The sequence below is a fragment of the Pseudomonas jinjuensis genome, from assembly GCF_900103845.1.
GTDB lineage: Bacteria > Pseudomonadota > Gammaproteobacteria > Pseudomonadales > Pseudomonadaceae > Pseudomonas > Pseudomonas jinjuensis.
Map to the genome: position 1 here is coordinate 250,100 of NZ_FNIJ01000008.1, position 15,579 is coordinate 265,678.

Sequence of the window (15,579 nt, forward strand, 5' to 3'; positions counted from 1 at the left end):
GCGTATCTCCTCAAATATCCTGGGGCAGCGGTTGCGGCAGGGCGTCGCCGTTCGGCCCGTCGAGCCAGTCGACCTTGGCCATCTTGCGCACCACGACGAACTCGTCGCGGTTGCAGCCGACGGTGCCGTAGTAGTTGAAGCCCCAGGCCTGCTGGGCGTAGCCGCCGATCATGTGGGTCGGCTTGAGCACCACGCGGGTGACCGAGTTGTGGTGGCCGCCGCGGGTCTTGGTGGTCTCGCTGCCGGGCACGTTCACGATGCGTTCCTGGGCGTGGTACATCAGCACCATGCCGTCCTTCACGCGCTGGCTGACCACCGCACGGCAGGTCGCCGCGCCGTTGGCGTTGAACACCTCGACCCAGTCGTTATCGACGATGCCGACCTTCGCCGCGTCGTTCTCGCTCATCCAGATGATCGGCCCGCCGCGGGACAGGGTGAGCATGATCAGGTTGTCGCTGTAGGTGGAGTGGATGCCCCACTTCTGGTGCGGGGTGATCCAGTTGAGGACGATCTCCTTGTTGCCGTTCGGCTTGTGGTTCAGCAGCTGGTCGGTGGTGCGGGTGTTCACCGGCGGCCGGTAGCTGACGAAGCCTTCGCCGAACGCCTGCATCCACGGGTGATCCTGGTAGAACTGCTGGCGGCCGGTGATGGTGCGCCACGGGATCAGCTCGTGGACGTTGGTGTAGCCGGCGTTGTAGCTGACGTGCTCGTCTTCCAGGCCGGACCAAGTCGGGCTGGAGATGATCTTGCGCGGCTGCGCCTGGACGTCGCGGAAGCGGATCTTCTCCTCTTCCTTCGGAATCGCCAGGTGGGTGTGGTCGCGACCGGTGATCTTCGACAGCGCATCCCAGGCCTTCACCGCCACCTGGCCGTTGGTTTCCGGCGCCAGGGCGAGGATCACCTCGGCGGCGTCGATGGCGCTCTCGATGCGCGGCCGGCCATGGCTGACGCCCTGTTCGGTGATGCGGTGGTTGAGGTCGCCGAGCAGCTTCACTTCCTTCTCGGTGTTCCAGCCGATGCCTTTGCCGCCGTTACCGACCTTGTCGAGAATCGGGCCAAGGGAAGTGAATTTCTTGAAGGTGTTCGGGTAGTCACGCTCGACCAGATGCAAGGTCGGCATGTTCTTGCCCGGAACCGGATCGCACTCGCCCTTCTTCCAGTCGAGTCCGTCTGCGCCGAACGGCTGGGCCAGTTCGGTGGGGGTATCGTGCAGCAGCGGCACGGTGACCAGGTCCTTCTCCACGCCGAGGTGGCCGACCGCTACCTGGGAGAACTTCTTGGCGATGGCCTTGTAGATTTCCCAGTCGCTCTTGGCTTCCCACGCCGGGTCGGTGGCTGCCGACAGCGGGTGGATGAAGGGGTGCATGTCGGAGGTGTTGAGGTCGTCCTTCTCGTACCAGGTAGCAGTGGGCAGGACGATGTCCGAGTACATGCAGGTGGAGGACATGCGGAAGTCGAGGGTGGTGACCAGATCGATCTTGCCTTCGGCGCCCTGGTCGACCCAGTCCACTTCGGTCGGACGCGGGCCACCGGACTTGCCGATGTCTTCGTTCATCACGCCGTTCTTCGCCCCGAGCAGGTACTTGAGCATGTACTCGTGGCCCTTGCCCGAGGAACCGAGCAGGTTGGAACGCCAGATGAACATGTTGCGCGGGAAGTTCTGCGGATCGTCCGGCGACTCGCTGGCGAAGCGCAGGTTGCCACTCTTGATCTCGCGTACCACGTAGTCCTGCACCGACAGGCCGGCCTTCTCGGCATCGGCGGCGATGCGCAGCGGGTTGCGGTTCAGCTGCGGCGCAGACGGCAGCCAGCCCATGCGTTCGGCGCGGATGTTGTAGTCCAGCGCGTGCTCGGGGAATTTGGCGGTGTCAGCCAGTGGCGATAGCACCTCGTGCATCGACAGCTTCTCGTGCCGCCACTGCGAACTGTGCATATAGAAGAAGCTGGTGCCGTTCATCTGCCGTGGCGGCCGGCTCCAGTCGGTGCCGAAGGCCAGGGGCGCCCAGCCGGTCTGCGGGCGGAGCTTTTCCTGGCCGACGTAGTGTGCCCAGCCGCCGCCGCTCTGGCCGATGCAGCCGCACATCATCAGCATGTTGATGACTGCGCGGTAGTTCATGTCCATGTGGTACCAGTGGTTCATCGCCGCGCCGATGATCACCATGGCCTTGCCGCGGGTCTTGTGCGCGCTGTCGGCGAACTCGCGGGCGACCTGGATCGCACGGGCCGCCGGTACGCCGGTGATGCGTTCCTGCCAGGCCGGGGTGTAGGGAGTCTCCCCGTCGTCGTAGGAAGACGCCACGTTGGCGCCGCCGAGGCCGCGGTCGACGCTGTAGTTGGCCATCTGCAGGTCGTAGACGGTGGCCACGCGAATGGTCTTGCCCTCGGCGCCGGTGATCTCGCGGAACGGCACGCGGCGCACCAGCACCTCGTCGTTGGCCACACCCTTGAAGTGCGGGTGTTCCTGGCCGGCGAAGTACGGGAAGCCGACGTCGCAGGCGTTCTTCGCGCCGTCGATCAGCGACAGCTTCAGGCGCGTCTCGCCGCCACTCTTGCCGTCCAGCTCGGCGATGTTCCACTTGCCCGACTCGCCCCAGCGATAGCCGATGGCGCCGGTCGGCGAGACCAGTTCGCCGCTGGTTTCGTCCAGGGCGATGGTCTTCCACTCGGGGTTGTTGTCCTGGCCGAGGTTGTCGGCGAGGTCGGCGGCGCGCAGGTAGCGGGTCGGCTTGTAGACGCCGTCGGTGTGCGGTTCGAGCAGCACCAGCATCGGCATGTCGGTGTACTGGCGGCAGTAGTCGACGAAGTAGGCGCTCGGCTTGTCGAGGTGGAATTCCTTGAGGATCACGTGACCGAAGGCCATGCCCAGCGCGGCGTCGGTGCCCTGCTTGGGGTTGAGCCAGAGGTCGGTGAGCTTGGCCACCTCGGAGTAGTCCGGAGTGACGGAAACGGTCTTGGTGCCCTTGTAGCGGACTTCGGTGAAGAAGTGCGCGTCCGGGGTACGGGTCTGCGGGACGTTGGAGCCCCAGGCGATGATGTAGCTGGAGTTGTACCAGTCGGCCGATTCCGGCACGTCGGTCTGCTCGCCCCAGATCTGCGGGCTGGACGGCGGCAGGTCGCAGTACCAGTCATAGAAGGACAGGCACACGCCGCCGATCAGCGACAGGTAACGGGCGCCGGCGGCGTAGCTGACCATGGACATGGCCGGGATCGGCGAGAAGCCGATCACCCGGTCCGGGCCGTAGGTCTTGGCGGTGTAGACGTTGGCCGCGGCGATGATGTCGGTCACCTCGTCCCAGCTGGAACGGATGAAGCCACCCAGGCCGCGCTGGCTCTTGTAGCTGTGCGCCTTCTGCTTGTCCTCGACGATGCTCGCCCAGGCGGCCACCGGGTCGTTGTGCACCGCGCGCGCCTCGCGCCACAGCTTGAGCAGTGGCTTGCGCACCTTCGGGTACTTCAGGCGGTTGGCGCTGTAGATGTACCAGGAGTAGCTGGCGCCCCGCGGGCAGCCACGCGGTTCGTGGTTGGGCAGGTCGGCGCGGGTGCGCGGGTAGTCGGTCTGCTGGGTTTCCCAGGTGATCAGGCCATTCTTCACATAGATCTTCCACGAGCAGGAACCGGTGCAGTTCACCCCGTGGGTGGACCGCACGATCTTGTCGTGCTGCCAGCGCTGGCGGTAGGAACCTTCCCAGGCGCGGCTCTCGTTGGTGACCTCGCCGTGGCCATCGGCGAACTCACCCTGCTTTTTCTTGAAGAACTGCAGGCGGTCGAGCAGGTAACTCATCTATATCTCCTCACCCGATCTACGTCGGGCGTAAAAAAGCGAAGCAGGCTCAATCGGAATCGGTCAGCACGGGCTCTCCGCCCCTTTGCGCGCATACCACCACCAGGTGGCGACGATGCAGGTCACGTAGTAGGCGATGAACACGTAGAGGGCGCCCTCGGCACTGCCGGTCATGGCCAGCGAAGTACCGAACGCCTTGGGAATGAAGAAGCCGCCGAATGCGCCGATGGCCGAGCTGAAGCCGATCACCGCCGCCGATTCCTTGCCCGCCTCGCGCTGGGCCTGGGTCGCGGTGGCCTGGCCGTGCTGCACGCGCTTTGCCCATTCGCCACGGAAGATCACCGGGATCATGCGGAAGGTGGAGCCGTTGCCGATGCCGGCGAAGAAGAACAGCAGGATGAAGGCGCCGAGGAAGCCGAAGAAGCTGCCCTGTCCGCCTGCACCCGGCAGGAAGGAAATCACCGCCAGCACGCCGCCGATCATCGCTGCGTAGTTCCACAGGGTGATGCGCGCGCCGCCGAACTTGTCCGCCAGCCAGCCGCCGAGCGGACGGCTCAGCGCGCCCACCAGCGGGCCGAGGAAGGCGTACTGCAGCGGGTTGATGTCGGGGAACTGGGTCTTGCTGAGCATGGCGAAGCCGGCGGAGAAGCCGATGAACGAGCCGAAGGTGGCCACGTACAGCCAGCACATCAGCCAGTTGTGCTTGCGCTTGAAGATCACCGCCTGCTCGCTGAAGGAAGCCTTGGCGTCGGCGATGTCATGCATGCCGAACCAGGCCGCGATGGCCACCACGCTGATGAACGGGACCCAGATCAGCCCGGCATTCTGCAGCCACAGGCGGCTGCCGTCGGAGAGCTGTTGCGGCTCGCCGCCGAAGCTGCCGAACAGGCCACCGGCCACCGCCAGCGGAACGGCGAACTGCATCACCGACACGCCGAGGTTGCCCAGGCCGGCGTTCAGGCCGAGCGCGGTGCCCTGCTGGTTCTTCGGGTAGAAGAAGCTGATGTTGGACATGCTGGAAGCGAAGTTGCCGCCGCCGAAACCGCAGAGCAGCGCGATGGCGCAGAACACCCAGTAGGGAGTGGTCGGGTCCTGCACGGCGTAGCCCAGCCACAGGCAGGGGATCAGCAGCGAAGCGGTCGACAGCGCCGTCCAGCGGCGGCCGCCGAATACCGGGACCATGAAGGAATAGAAGATGCGCAGGGTCGCGCCGGAGATCGACGGCAGCGCGGCGAGCATGAACAGCTGGTCATTGCTGAAGGCGAAGCCGACGCTGTTCAGGCGCACGGTCACCGTGCTCCATACCATCCACACGGAAAAGGCCAGGAGCAGCGCGGGGATCGATATCCACAGGTTGCGCGTGGCGATGTTCTTGCCGGACGCGGCCCAGAATTCGGCATCCTCCGGGCGCCAGTCGATCAGCAGCGGCCCCCGCGCGGTTTTCAGTTGGTTGTTGGCGATCATGCCCATGACGGCACTTCCTCAATTATTGGCAGTAAGGGATTTGGGGAAATCGACTTCTTCGGCCGCGGCGAGGCCGTCGATGCGCCGTTGCTGCTTGATCGCGTAGTGCATCCAGACCATGCAGATCACGGTCAGGCCGAACAGCAACATGAAGCAGGAGGAACGCACGCCGATGCGGTCGGCGGCGTAGCCGAACAGGATGGGCAGGATGAAGCCGCCGAGGCCGCCGATCACGCCGACCATGCCGCCGACGGTACCCATGTTCTGCGGGTAGTAGTCGTGGATGATCCGGTACACGCTGGCCTTGCCGAAGCCCTGGGCGATGCCGACGATGAACACCAGGAAGGTGAACACCCAGACGTTGAGGCCGATGCCCAGGCTGACATCACCCTTGATGCCATGGATGGTCATGGTGGTCTGCGGATAGGAGAGGAAGAACAGACAGACCAGGCAGATCCAGAACACGCCCCAGTTCACCGAGCGGGCGCCGTAGCGGTCGCTGAACCAGCCGCCGAGGGCGCGGATCAGGCCCGATGGCAGGGTGAACAGCATGGTGATGAAGGATGCGGTCCTCAGGTCCAGGCCGTACTCGGCGATGTAGTACTTCGGCAGCCACAGGGCGAGAGCGACGAAGCCGCCGAAGACGAAGAAGTAGTACAGGCCAAAGCGCCACACCCGCAGCTCGGCCAGCGGCGCCAACTGCTTGGCCAGGGTCGGCCGGTCGGCGGCCTGGGTGGCGCCTTTCACGTGCGCCGGGTCGGTGAAGGTGAAGAACCAGAACAGCAGCGCGGTGACCAGCATCGCCACCGAGTAGATCTGCGGCACCATGCGCCAGCCGAAGGCGACCACGATCATCGGCGCCACCAGGTTGGTGATCGCCGCGCCGGCGTTGCCCGCGCCGAAGATGCCCATGGCGGTGCCCTGGCGTTCCTTCTCGAACCATGCCGAGGTGTAGGCAATGCCCACTGCGAAGGAGCCGCCGGCCAGGCCGACGAACAGGCCGAGCACCAGGTAGTGCCAGTACAGGCTGGCGAAGGCCAGGCCGTAGATCGGGATCGCCACCAGCAGCATGTGCACGAAGAACACGATGCGTCCGCCGAAGCGGTCGGTGAGCAGACCCAGCGGCAGGCGGATGATCGAGCCGGTGAGGATCGGCAGCGCGACCATCAGGCCGAACTGCGCCTCGCTCAGCCCCAACTCTTCCTTGATGCGGATGCCGATGATCGAAAACATCGTCCACACGGCGAAGTTCACCGCGAACGAGAGTGTGCTCATTCCAAGCACGGAGTACTGTTTCTGACGATGGGACAACATGGCTAATCTCTCTTCCTGACCGCCGTTGCGCGCACCCTATGTAAGGGCCCTCATCACCCCCTTGATGGCCGTCAATGAAGAGAAATGCCGTTCGTGCGCCGATACGCGCCTCTACCTCCAATGAGGTACAGCCGAAAAACACACTTAACTTACTGTTTTAAAAGGAAAAACCATATGAAAGAGGGAGCCTCCCCAGGCATCGCCGGGAGTGACCAACTCTTTGGAGGTAGCAGCAGCAACGTCCTGCGCCGCTCGCTGGTGTTGCGCTTCGGCTGCTACCTCACCCTGCTGGTGTCGCTGGCCCTGGCCGGCATGTTCAGTGCACTGCTGTTCGCCGACTACTCGCACCAGGACGCCGCGGTGATCAACCAGGCCGGCTCGCTGCGCATGCTCACCTACCGGCTGGGCATGGAACCCTCGCTGGAGAAGCGCTCGGAGATGCGGACGACCCTCGCCGAACGCCTCGACGGCCCGGAAATCCGCCGTCTTCTGGAACGCCTGGAGCACGAGGCGCCGCTGCGCGAGGAGCACCGGCAACTGCGCGACGAGCTCAGCCGCCTGGACATCCGCACGTCCCCTGACCTGCAGCAGCTGGACGTCTATGTCGGGCATATCGACCACTTCGTCGGCACCCTGCAGCACGACGCCGAACGCCGCTCGCAAATGCTCAGTACCGTGCAGGGACTGTGCCTGTTCCTCAGCCTGCTGGTGGTCTTCATCACCCTCTATGACCTCAGCGTGCATGTGGTTGGCCCATTGCGCGAACTCACCCGTACCGCCCGCCGCCTCGGACGTGGCGAGCTGGACACGCGGGTGGTGTCCAATGGCGAGGACGAGCTGAGCCTGCTCGGCGAACGCTTCAACCAGATGGCCGAAGAACTGCAGGGCATCTACGGCGACCTGGAGGCACGGGTCGAAGAGAAGACCCGCGCCCTCTCCCACAGCCACCAGCGTCTCGAACTGCTTTACGCCAGCGCCCGCCGCCTCGGCGAGGACCCCTACGACCAGCGCAGCCTGCAGCCATTGCTGGCCCGCCTGGAAAGCGTGCTGCAGGCCGGCAGGGTCACCCTGTGCCTGAACAAGGATGGCGTCGAGCGCGCCTACAACTCGCTGACCACCACCGGCAGCCGCGCCGCCTTCTGCCTGCAGGGCGACTGCAACGCCTGCCGCGCCCAGGCCATCCCCTGCGACCAGCCGGCCAAGGGGCCGCAGCCGCTGTTCATGCAGCCGCTGGTGATCGGCGAGCATCGCTTCGGCGATCTCTTCGTCGAGGCCCGGGGCGAACGTCTGCAGGACTGGCAACAGCAGTTCCTCGCGGCCTTCTGCGACAACATCGCGCGCACCTTCGCCCTGTCCCTGCAACAGGAGCAGGAAAGCCGCCTGGCCCTGCTCACCGAGCGCGGCACCATCGCCCGCGAGCTGCACGACTCGCTGGCGCAATCGCTGTCCTACCTGAAGATCCAGGTCAGCCGGCTGGGCATGCTGCGCAAGCGCGACGCTCCGGCGGAAAGCATCGACGCCACCCTCAATGAGTTGCGCGAGGGCCTGAACAGCGCCTACCGCCAGCTCCGCGAACTGCTCACCACCTTCCGCCTCAGCCTCGAACAACCCAGCCTGGAAGCCGCACTGGCCGGCACGGTGAAGGAATTCACCGAGCGCGGCGTGGCGGTCGAACTGGACAACCGGATCACCCACATTCCGCTGCACCCCAACGAGGAAATCCATCTGCTGCAGATCATCCGCGAGGCGCTTTCCAACGTGGCGCGCCACTCCGGCGCCAGCAACGCCTGGGTGCGCCTGAACGAACAGGCCGACGGCCGGGTGGAGGTGTGCGTTGAAGACGACGGCATCGGCTTTGACCCAGCGCACGGCCCCAGCGGCCACTACGGCCTTAGCATCATGCGGGAACGCAGCCAGACCTTCGGCGCGCAACTCGACATCGGGCCTCGCGCACCACAGGGAACACGGGTCCGGCTATCCTTCACACCGCAGCCGCTTTCCCACGGCACCCGCGAGGAATCCATCCGATGACCGACCACGCCACCGACGGGCCGGCCCGTATCCTATTGGTTGACGACCACCCGATGATGCGCAAGGGGGTAATCCAGCTGCTCGAACTGGAAGACGACCTGAGCGTTATCGGCGAAGCCGGCAGCGGCGAGGAAGCACTCCGTCTCGCCGCCGAGCTGGACCCGGACATGATCCTCCTCGACCTCAACATGCGCGGCATGAACGGCCTGGAAACCCTGCGCGCGCTGCGCGCCAACGGCGTCGATGCACGCATCGTGGTATTCACCGTGTCCGACGACCGGAGCGACGTGATCAACGTGCTGCGCGCCGGCGCCGACGGCTACCTGCTCAAGGACATGGAGCCGGAACGCCTGCTCGAACACATCCGCCAGGCCGCCACCGGCCAGCTCACCCTCAGCCCGCAGCTGACCCAGATCCTCGCCCAGGCCCTGCGCGGCGACGAACACCCGCAGCGCATCGAGGAACTGACCGACCGCGAACGGCAGATCCTCCGTCAACTGGCGCAGGGCTACAGCAACAAGATGATCGCGCGGAAGCTGGACATCACCGAAGGCACGGTGAAGGTCCACGTGAAGCGCGTGCTGCACAAGCTCGGCATGCGCTCGCGGGTCGAAGCGGCGGTGTGGGCGGTGGAGAATCATCTGGCCTGACCGAAGGGGGGATCAGCTCTATCGATCCACCGTGGCCGCGCATGCGGCCCCCACAAGGGTGGATGAAAAAAGCCTCATCCACCCTACGTTAATCCCGACCTCGAATACCCCCTTCGCGATATCCGCCACCCGCGCTTGATATGAATCAAGCCTCCCCGCCCTCCTGCAGGATGACACTGACTCCTCTGCCTGGAGGTGCCCCATGTCCGATCTCCCCCTCGTCTACTCCTGCTCCGGCTGCTCCAACGTCGCGCAACTGGCCAACGACCTCGCCCTGCGCCTCGACCGCGCCGGCATGGCGGAAATGTCCTGCATCGCCGGGGTCGGCGGCGGCGTACCGATGCTGGTGAAGAAGGCGCAATCCGGCCGCCGGATCATCGCCCTCGACGGCTGCCCGCTGCATTGCGTGAAAGGCTGCCTGGCCCGCTGCGGCGTCACCGCGGACACCCACCTGACTCTCAGCGAGTACGGCCTGAAGAAGCGCTACGGCGCCGATTGCACCGAGGAAGACGCCGACATGCTGTTCGAGGAACTGTCCTTCCTGCTGAAGCAGCCGGCCTGACAAGCCTCGATCGCGGGCATGGCCCGCTCCTACCGGTTACTGACATGTCCGGGTAGGGCGCATAACGCGCCAGCGTTATGCGCCATCGGCAGGGCCTTGTCGGCGAATGAAGCGTTCCGCTTCATTCGCCCTACAAAGAGCCCACCCCCTGTAGGAACGGGCCATGCCCGCGAGAGCGGGGGCAACCCGCCAATTCTCACCCCGCCTGCTGCACCGCATCCCCCGCCCGCTGCATCCCCTTCCACAGCCATCCCGGCAGATCTTCCGGGTCGAGGCTGTCGATCAGGTTCTTCACCGCCAGCCCCAGTTCGGTATCGCCCTCGATCACCAGCCGGCGGCGGAAGAACAGGGTGTCAGGGTCCTCGTGACGGCTGGCCAGCAGGACGAAATCGCGCCAGTTGCCGCGAATGGTCACGCTCGGCCGGCAGCGTTGCACCAGGCGCAGGCCGCCGGGTACGCGGGTAAGGTTCCAGCCCAGGCCGAGGTCGGCGATTTCCAGGCGCAGCCACTGCCCGGATAGAACGTCGAACTCGCCATCGGCCAGCGGCCGGGCAAACAGGCGATCGATCGCCCGCTGCAGCACCAGTCGCTGCAACGGCTGCGGTACCCGCGCCGCCAGGGGCAGCAGGCGTTCGGCGGCGCGCAGGGCGCCAGTCTGCAGGTTCAGCACAGTCCCACCTCATCCGCTCGCAGCATGCCGGGCTGGCCATGCCAGTAACCATTACAGCCGTCCACCGCCAGCGGTGGGCTGGCGCCGCGGCGCACCTGGTCGAAGGCCTGGATCACCTCGGCCATGCCCTGCGCGCGCGGGCTCAGGCGCAGCAGGTCGGCGCCGCAGCGTTGCAGGGAGGCGTAGTCGGCCAGCAGGTTGCTCGGTTCGCCGGAAAGGGTCTGGATGCCGTTCAGGGTGAACAGCGTCCGGCCTTCCTGGCTCTGCAGCGGAATGCCTTCCGGGTAGTTCTGGCAGCAGAACCGGCAATCGTCCTTCGGCCGGTTCTCCGCACGTGCCGTGAAGCAGCGGGCGGACCAGGCCAGCGGCAGATGGCCGTAGGCGAAGATCTCGGTCTCGATGTCGCTCACGCCCAGCGCCTGTACCTGATCCAGCACGCCGAGAACCAGTTCGCCCGAGCACTCCACCGGCGGCACCCAGCGGCGCAGGCCGCAGCGGTGCAGCTCGGCCAGGGTATGGCCGTTGTAGATGTTCAGCGACGGCCCGCCGGCGAACTCCACGCCAAGGCGCTCCAGGTAATGCACCGCGGCCATGTCGTTGGCCTCGACGCGCAGCTCGCCGTTGGCGCACAGGCGGCGCAGCGTGGACAGCTCGGAGGCGGCCTCGAGCAGCGCCAGTCCGGAGACGACGATCTCCGCCCTGCCCTGCTGCGCCAGCTCGCGGCCCAGCCCCAGCCAGTCGTCCAGGGACAGGGCGCGGCGCTTGGAGCAGACGGTTTCGCCAAGATAGATGGCGTCCAGCGGCTGTTCCGCCATCTGCGCATAGAAATCGAGAGTCTGCTGGCGATCCCAGTAGAACAGCAGCGGCCCCAGGCTCAGTTTCATCGACGGCTCCTTCACTGCCAGGAACGGTGGTAGGCGCCCAACGTGGTCTGGTGCCCTTCGGAAAGATTGGCCAGCGTCTTCTGCCACGCCGGCTGCACGGCGAACCGGTCCGGCGCGCGCTGCAGCGTATCCAGCGCCTGACGCCAGACGCGGGTGACCTGCTCGACGTAGGCCGGACTGCGCTGGCGGCCCTCGATCTTCACCGCGGCGATGCCGACTTCCGCCAGCTGCGGCAGCAGGTCGAGGGTGTTCAGGCTGGTCGGTTCCTCCAGCGCGTGGAAACGCTGGCCGTTGACCAGGAAGCGCCCCTTGCACAGGGTCGGATAGCCCGCCGGCTCGCCGGGAGCGTAGCGGTCGATCAGCACTTCGTTGAGGCGCGAGGTCAGCCCTTCCGGTTCCTCGCTCCAGCGCACCGCCTTGGCCGGGGAACAGACTCCGCAGAGGTTCGGCGACTCGCCGGTGACGTACGAGGACAGGTGACAGCGCCCCTCGGCCATGATGCACAGGCTGCCGAAGGCGAAGACTTCCAGCTGCACCGGGCTGCCGGCGGCGACCTGGCGCACCTGGGCCAGCGACAGCACCCGCGGCAGCACGGCACGACGGATGCCGTAGTGCTCGTGGTAGAAGCTCAGCGCCCCGGCATTGGTCGCCGAACCCTGCACCGACAGGTGCAGCGGCAACCCCGGATGGCGCCTCGCGGCATAGCCGAGCACCGCGCAATCGGCGGCGATCAGCGCGTCCACGCCGAGGTCCGCGGCGCGGTCCACCGCACGCTGCCAGCGCGCCCAGCCCTGCGCGCCGGAATAGGTGTTCACCGCGATGTACAGCTGCCGGCCGGCCTGGCGCACGCGCTGCAGGCCCTCTTCCAGCTGGCGGTCATCCAGGTTGAGACCGGTGAAATGCCGGGCGTTGGTGTCGTCGCGAAAACCGACGTAGATGGCGTCCGCCCCTTCACGCAGGGCGGACTTGAGCGCGGGCAGACTGCCCGCGGGACAGACCAGTTGCATGCATCCCCCAAGAATCAGCTACAGCAGAGCGGAAAACGGCAGGTAGCCCACCGGCTCGCCCTCGCGCAGGGTCGCGCCCGCCTCGACCACCGCCAGGCCGTCGGCCCAGCTGGCGGCGAGCAGCATCGCCGAACCCTGCTGTGGATGGATCACTACGTGGCCCTGTTCGAGGCGCGCCCGCAGGTACTGCCGGCGGGCATTCGGCTTCGGCCAGTCGAAGCCGGCGGGCAGTTCCAGCAGCGGCGTATCGACCTCGACCTGCCCCTGTGCACGGAGCAGGAACGGCCGCGCCACCACCAGCGCGGTGACCAGCGCCGCGGCCGGGTTGCCCGGCAGGCCGATCCACGGCTTGCCGGAAATCTCGCCGAAGGCCAGCGGCTTGCCCGGCTGCATCGCCAGGCGCCACAGGTGCAGTTCGCCGAGTTCGCGGATCGCCTGCTTGAGATGGTCGCGCTCGCCCACCGAAACGCCGCCCGAGGTGATCAGCACATCCCATTCGGAAGCGGCCAGGCTCAACGCGTCGCGGCTGGCCGCCAGGGTATCGGCGAGCACGCCGTAGTCGTGCAGTTCCATGCCCCAGCCGTCGAGCAGCGCGCCGATGCTGAAGCGGTTGACGTTGTAGATCTGCCCGGGAGCCAGCTTCTCGCCCGGCTCGCGCAGCTCGTCGCCGCTGCTCAGCAGGCAGACGCGCAGGCGCCGATGGACCGGTACTTCGGCGATCCCGACACTGGCCAGCAGGCCCAGCTCCTGGACGCGCAGGCGGCTGCCCTTGCGCAGCAGCGGGGCGCCCTCGCGCAGTTCCTCGCCGCGCAGGCGCACATGGCTGCCGCGCCGTACCGGCGGCAGGATCACCCGCTCGCCGTCGATTCGGCAGTCTTCCTGGGCGACCACGCTGTCGGCGCCCGGCGGCAGCGGCGCGCCGGTGAAGATGCGTACGGCGTGCCCTGCGGGCAGCGCATCGCTGGCCGGATCACCAGCGGCGATGCACCCGGCCAGCGGCAGCGCGCCACCGGCGTCAGGCAGATCGGCGGCGCGCAGCGCGTAGCCGTCCATCGCGCTGTTGTCCCAGGCCGGCTGGTCCTGGGTCGCACTCAGGTCTTCCGCCAGCACCCGCCCCAGCGCTTCGCCCAGCGGCACCCGCTCCACCTTCGGCGGCGCCGGTACCCGTTGCAGCAGTGCGGCCAGCGCTTCATCCACCGGGCGCAGGTCATGGCCCGAACATCCGCAGCCGCTCATGCCCGGCTACCGCAGCAGAGGCGTTCGGCCTGATCGGGCTGGACCTTCAGGTGCGGCACGAAGTTGCACGGCCGCGTGCGGCTGTCCAGCTGGCCGAGGAGGATTTCGTTCCAGGCGGTGCGGCAGGCGCCCGGAGAGCCGGGCAGGCAGCAGACCAGGGTGCCGTTGCTGATCCCGGCGAGGGCGCGTGACTGGATGGTGGAAGCGCCGATCTCCTGCATGGAGACCTGGCGGAACAGCTCGCCGAAACCGTCCACCGTGCGCTCCAGCAGCGGCGCCACGGCCTGGGGCGTGTTGTCGCGCAGGGTGAAACCGGTGCCGCCGGTGATCAGGCCGACCTGGATGGCGGGGTCGGCGATCCAGGCGGAGACCACGGCGCGAATCTGGTAGATGTCGTCCGGCACCAGGCGGCGCTCGGCCAGTTGGTGGCCGGCGTCCTGCAGCAGGTTCGCCAGGGTCTGTCCGGAAGTATCGGTGGAGAGGTTGCGGGTGTCGCTGACGGTAAGGACGGCGATCTGCAGGGACTGGAACTCCTGCGTGGCCAGGTGGCTCATGGGCATCTCCGGGAAAATCAGGCTGCCCGCCAGCCTGCGCCGAAGACAGGTATCAGGCCATTCCTCGGAAGGGGTAGGAAAGGCTGCGAAAAGGGAAACGGCACCGCGAGGAAATTTCCCCTTACCATCTCCCCCGACAACTCACTCCCCAAACGGAATGTCCGGAATGATCGAAACGGATTACCTCATCATCGGCGCCGGTATCGCCGGTGCCTCCACCGGCTTCTGGCTATCGCGCCACGGCCGCGTCACCGTGCTGGAACGCGAGGCACACGCCGGCTACCACTCCAGCGGCCGCTCGGCCGCGCTCTACACCCCGGCCTACGGCGCGCCCCAGGTGCGTGCGCTGACGGTCGCCAGCCGCGCCTTCTTCGACGCGCCGCCGGCCGGTTTCACCGAGCACCCGCTGCTCTCGCCGCGCGGCGAGATCATCGTGGACTTCGAGGGCAATCCCGACGAGCTGCACCGCCAGTTCGACAGCGCCCGCGCCAGCGTGCCGGAGATGCGCCTGATCGACGCCGACGAGGCCTGCGCGATGTTCCCCGCCCTGCGCCGGGAGCAGGTGCATGGCGCGATGCACGACCCGACCGCCGCGGACATCGATACCGACGCGCTGCTGCAGGGCTATCTGCGCGGCATCCGCCACAATGGCGGGAGCATCCAGCTGGGTTGCGAGGTGCTGGGCATCGAGCGGATCGACGGCGGCTGGGAAGTGCGCAGCAGCGGCGAAACCTTCCGCGCAGCGGTGCTGGTCAACGCGGCGGGCGCCTGGTGCGACAAGGTCGCCACGCTGGCCGGCGTCGCCCCGCTCGGACTGCAGCCGAAGCGTCGCGCGGCCTTCCTCTTCGCCCCGCCGGAAGGCGTGGACTGCCAGCGCTGGCCGATGCTGGTCGGCCTCGACGAATCCTTCTACATCAAGCCGGATGCCGGCCAACTGCTGGGCTCGCCGGCCAATGCCGATCCGGTGGAGCCGCACGACGTGCAGCCGGAGGAGCTGGACATCGCCACCGGCATCTACCGCATCGAGGAACACACCACCCTGAGCATCCGCCGCCCCAGCCATGCCTGGGCGGGGCTGCGCTCGTTCGTCGCCGATGGCGGGCTGGTGTCCGGCTACGATCCGCGGGTGGCGGGCTTCTACTGGGTCGCCGGCCAGGGCGGCTACGGCATGCAGACCTCCCCGGCGATGGGCGAGGCCAGCGCGGCGCTGATCCGCGGCGAGCCGTTGCCGGAGCATCTGCAGCGGCAGGGGTTGAGTGCGGAGATGCTGGCGCCGGGGCGGCTTGGCAGGTAACGAAAGGGCTCAGGCGTGCGTAGGGTGGATCACGCTCCACCGATCCACCATGGCCGCGCATGCGGCCCCGAAAATGGTGGATGAAAAAAACCTCATCCACCCTTGTCAGCGGAACCGTTCCGGGCAGGGCGA

General features: G+C 66.9%; 12 protein-coding genes. 4 read left to right on the forward strand and 8 right to left on the reverse strand.

Annotated elements, in window-relative coordinates:
• Positions 1–10 precede the first annotated feature (10 nt).
• The 3 genes from BLR75_RS13785 to BLR75_RS26875 all read right to left on the reverse strand — a co-directional run bounded on the left by BLR75_RS13785 (position 11) and on the right by BLR75_RS26875 (position 6,559).
• The gene (locus tag BLR75_RS13785) at positions 11–3,781 is read right to left on the reverse strand and encodes a nitrate reductase subunit alpha (protein WP_084309561.1); all 3,771 of its coding nucleotides are present in this window, start codon (positions 3,779–3,781) and stop codon (positions 11–13) included.
• Positions 3,782–3,844: 63 nt separating this feature from the next.
• The gene (locus BLR75_RS26870) at positions 3,845–5,251 is read right to left on the reverse strand and encodes a NarK family nitrate/nitrite MFS transporter (RefSeq protein ID WP_084309560.1); all 1,407 of its coding nucleotides are present in this window, start codon (positions 5,249–5,251) and stop codon (positions 3,845–3,847) included.
• A 12-nt stretch (positions 5,252–5,263) separates the two neighbouring features.
• Positions 5,264–6,559, reverse strand: a complete 1,296-nt coding sequence (locus BLR75_RS26875) for a nitrate/nitrite transporter (RefSeq protein ID WP_084309559.1) — start codon at positions 6,557–6,559, stop codon at positions 5,264–5,266.
• A gap of 174 nt (positions 6,560–6,733) precedes the next feature.
• Here BLR75_RS26875 and BLR75_RS13800 point away from each other — a divergent pair, with 174 nt between their 5' ends.
• The 3 genes from BLR75_RS13800 (at position 6,734) to BLR75_RS13815 (ending at position 9,802) form a co-directional block, all read left to right on the forward strand.
• Positions 6,734–8,590: a histidine kinase gene (locus BLR75_RS13800; protein WP_084309558.1), complete on the forward strand. Its 1,857-nt coding sequence runs from the start codon at positions 6,734–6,736 to the stop codon at positions 8,588–8,590.
• On the forward strand, positions 8,587–9,240 hold the full coding sequence (gene narL / locus BLR75_RS13805; protein WP_084309557.1) for a two-component system response regulator NarL: 654 nt from the start codon (positions 8,587–8,589) through the stop codon (positions 9,238–9,240). Before BLR75_RS13800 ends, narL begins: the two co-directional genes overlap by 4 nt.
• A 202-nt stretch (positions 9,241–9,442) precedes the next feature.
• Positions 9,443–9,802 carry a putative zinc-binding protein gene (locus tag BLR75_RS13815; RefSeq protein ID WP_084309555.1) on the forward strand — a complete coding sequence of 120 codons (360 nt, stop codon included), beginning with the start codon at positions 9,443–9,445 and terminating at the stop codon, positions 9,800–9,802.
• A gap of 196 nt (positions 9,803–9,998) precedes the next feature.
• On the opposite strand, the gene ubiT is transcribed toward BLR75_RS13815, so the two are convergent.
• Genes ubiT through moaB form a run of 5 tightly spaced genes read right to left on the reverse strand, consistent with a single transcriptional unit; the run spans position 9,999 to position 14,153 of the window.
• A complete protein-coding gene (gene ubiT / locus BLR75_RS13820) occupies positions 9,999–10,472 on the reverse strand; it encodes a ubiquinone anaerobic biosynthesis accessory factor UbiT (RefSeq protein ID WP_084309554.1) in 474 nt (157 codons plus the stop codon).
• Positions 10,466–11,356: a U32 family peptidase gene (locus BLR75_RS13825; protein WP_084309553.1), complete on the reverse strand. Its 891-nt coding sequence runs from the start codon at positions 11,354–11,356 to the stop codon at positions 10,466–10,468. Before BLR75_RS13825 ends, ubiT begins: the two co-directional genes overlap by 7 nt.
• Positions 11,357–11,367: 11 nt before the next feature.
• The gene (gene ubiU / locus BLR75_RS13830) at positions 11,368–12,363 is read right to left on the reverse strand and encodes a ubiquinone anaerobic biosynthesis protein UbiU (RefSeq protein ID WP_084309552.1); all 996 of its coding nucleotides are present in this window, start codon (positions 12,361–12,363) and stop codon (positions 11,368–11,370) included.
• Between the two features lie 18 nt (positions 12,364–12,381).
• On the reverse strand, positions 12,382–13,599 hold the full coding sequence (locus BLR75_RS13835; RefSeq protein ID WP_084309551.1) for a molybdopterin molybdotransferase MoeA: 1,218 nt from the start codon (positions 13,597–13,599) through the stop codon (positions 12,382–12,384).
• Entirely contained in the window at positions 13,596–14,153 is a 558-nt protein-coding gene (gene moaB, locus BLR75_RS13840) for a molybdenum cofactor biosynthesis protein B (protein WP_084309550.1), read from the reverse strand. Before moaB ends, BLR75_RS13835 begins: the two co-directional genes overlap by 4 nt.
• A 166-nt stretch (positions 14,154–14,319) precedes the next feature.
• Here moaB and BLR75_RS13845 point away from each other — a divergent pair, with 166 nt between their 5' ends.
• A complete protein-coding gene (locus BLR75_RS13845; RefSeq protein ID WP_084309549.1) occupies positions 14,320–15,447 on the forward strand; it encodes an NAD(P)/FAD-dependent oxidoreductase in 1,128 nt (375 codons plus the stop codon).
• Positions 15,448–15,579: the final 132 nt, after the last annotated feature.

Bases quoted from the DNA above. Each gene is read 5' to 3' on its own strand.
- BLR75_RS13785 (WP_084309561.1), bottom strand. From the start codon at position 3,781: ATGAGTTACCTGCTCGACCGCCTGCAGTTCTTCAAGAAAAAGCAGGGT.
- BLR75_RS26870 (WP_084309560.1), bottom strand. From the start codon at position 5,251: ATGGGCATGATCGCCAACAACCAACTGAAAACCGCGCGGGGGCCGCTG.
- BLR75_RS26875 (WP_084309559.1), bottom strand. From the start codon at position 6,559: ATGTTGTCCCATCGTCAGAAACAGTACTCCGTGCTTGGAATGAGCACA.
- BLR75_RS13800 (WP_084309558.1), top strand. From the start codon at position 6,734: ATGAAAGAGGGAGCCTCCCCAGGCATCGCCGGGAGTGACCAACTCTTT.
- narL (WP_084309557.1), top strand. From the start codon at position 8,587: ATGACCGACCACGCCACCGACGGGCCGGCCCGTATCCTATTGGTTGAC.
- BLR75_RS13815 (WP_084309555.1), top strand. From the start codon at position 9,443: ATGTCCGATCTCCCCCTCGTCTACTCCTGCTCCGGCTGCTCCAACGTC.
- BLR75_RS13825 (WP_084309553.1), bottom strand. From the start codon at position 11,356: ATGAAACTGAGCCTGGGGCCGCTGCTGTTCTACTGGGATCGCCAGCAG.
- ubiU (WP_084309552.1), bottom strand. From the start codon at position 12,363: ATGCAACTGGTCTGTCCCGCGGGCAGTCTGCCCGCGCTCAAGTCCGCC.
- BLR75_RS13835 (WP_084309551.1), bottom strand. From the start codon at position 13,599: ATGAGCGGCTGCGGATGTTCGGGCCATGACCTGCGCCCGGTGGATGAA.
- moaB (WP_084309550.1), bottom strand. From the start codon at position 14,153: ATGAGCCACCTGGCCACGCAGGAGTTCCAGTCCCTGCAGATCGCCGTC.
- BLR75_RS13845 (WP_084309549.1), top strand. From the start codon at position 14,320: ATGATCGAAACGGATTACCTCATCATCGGCGCCGGTATCGCCGGTGCC.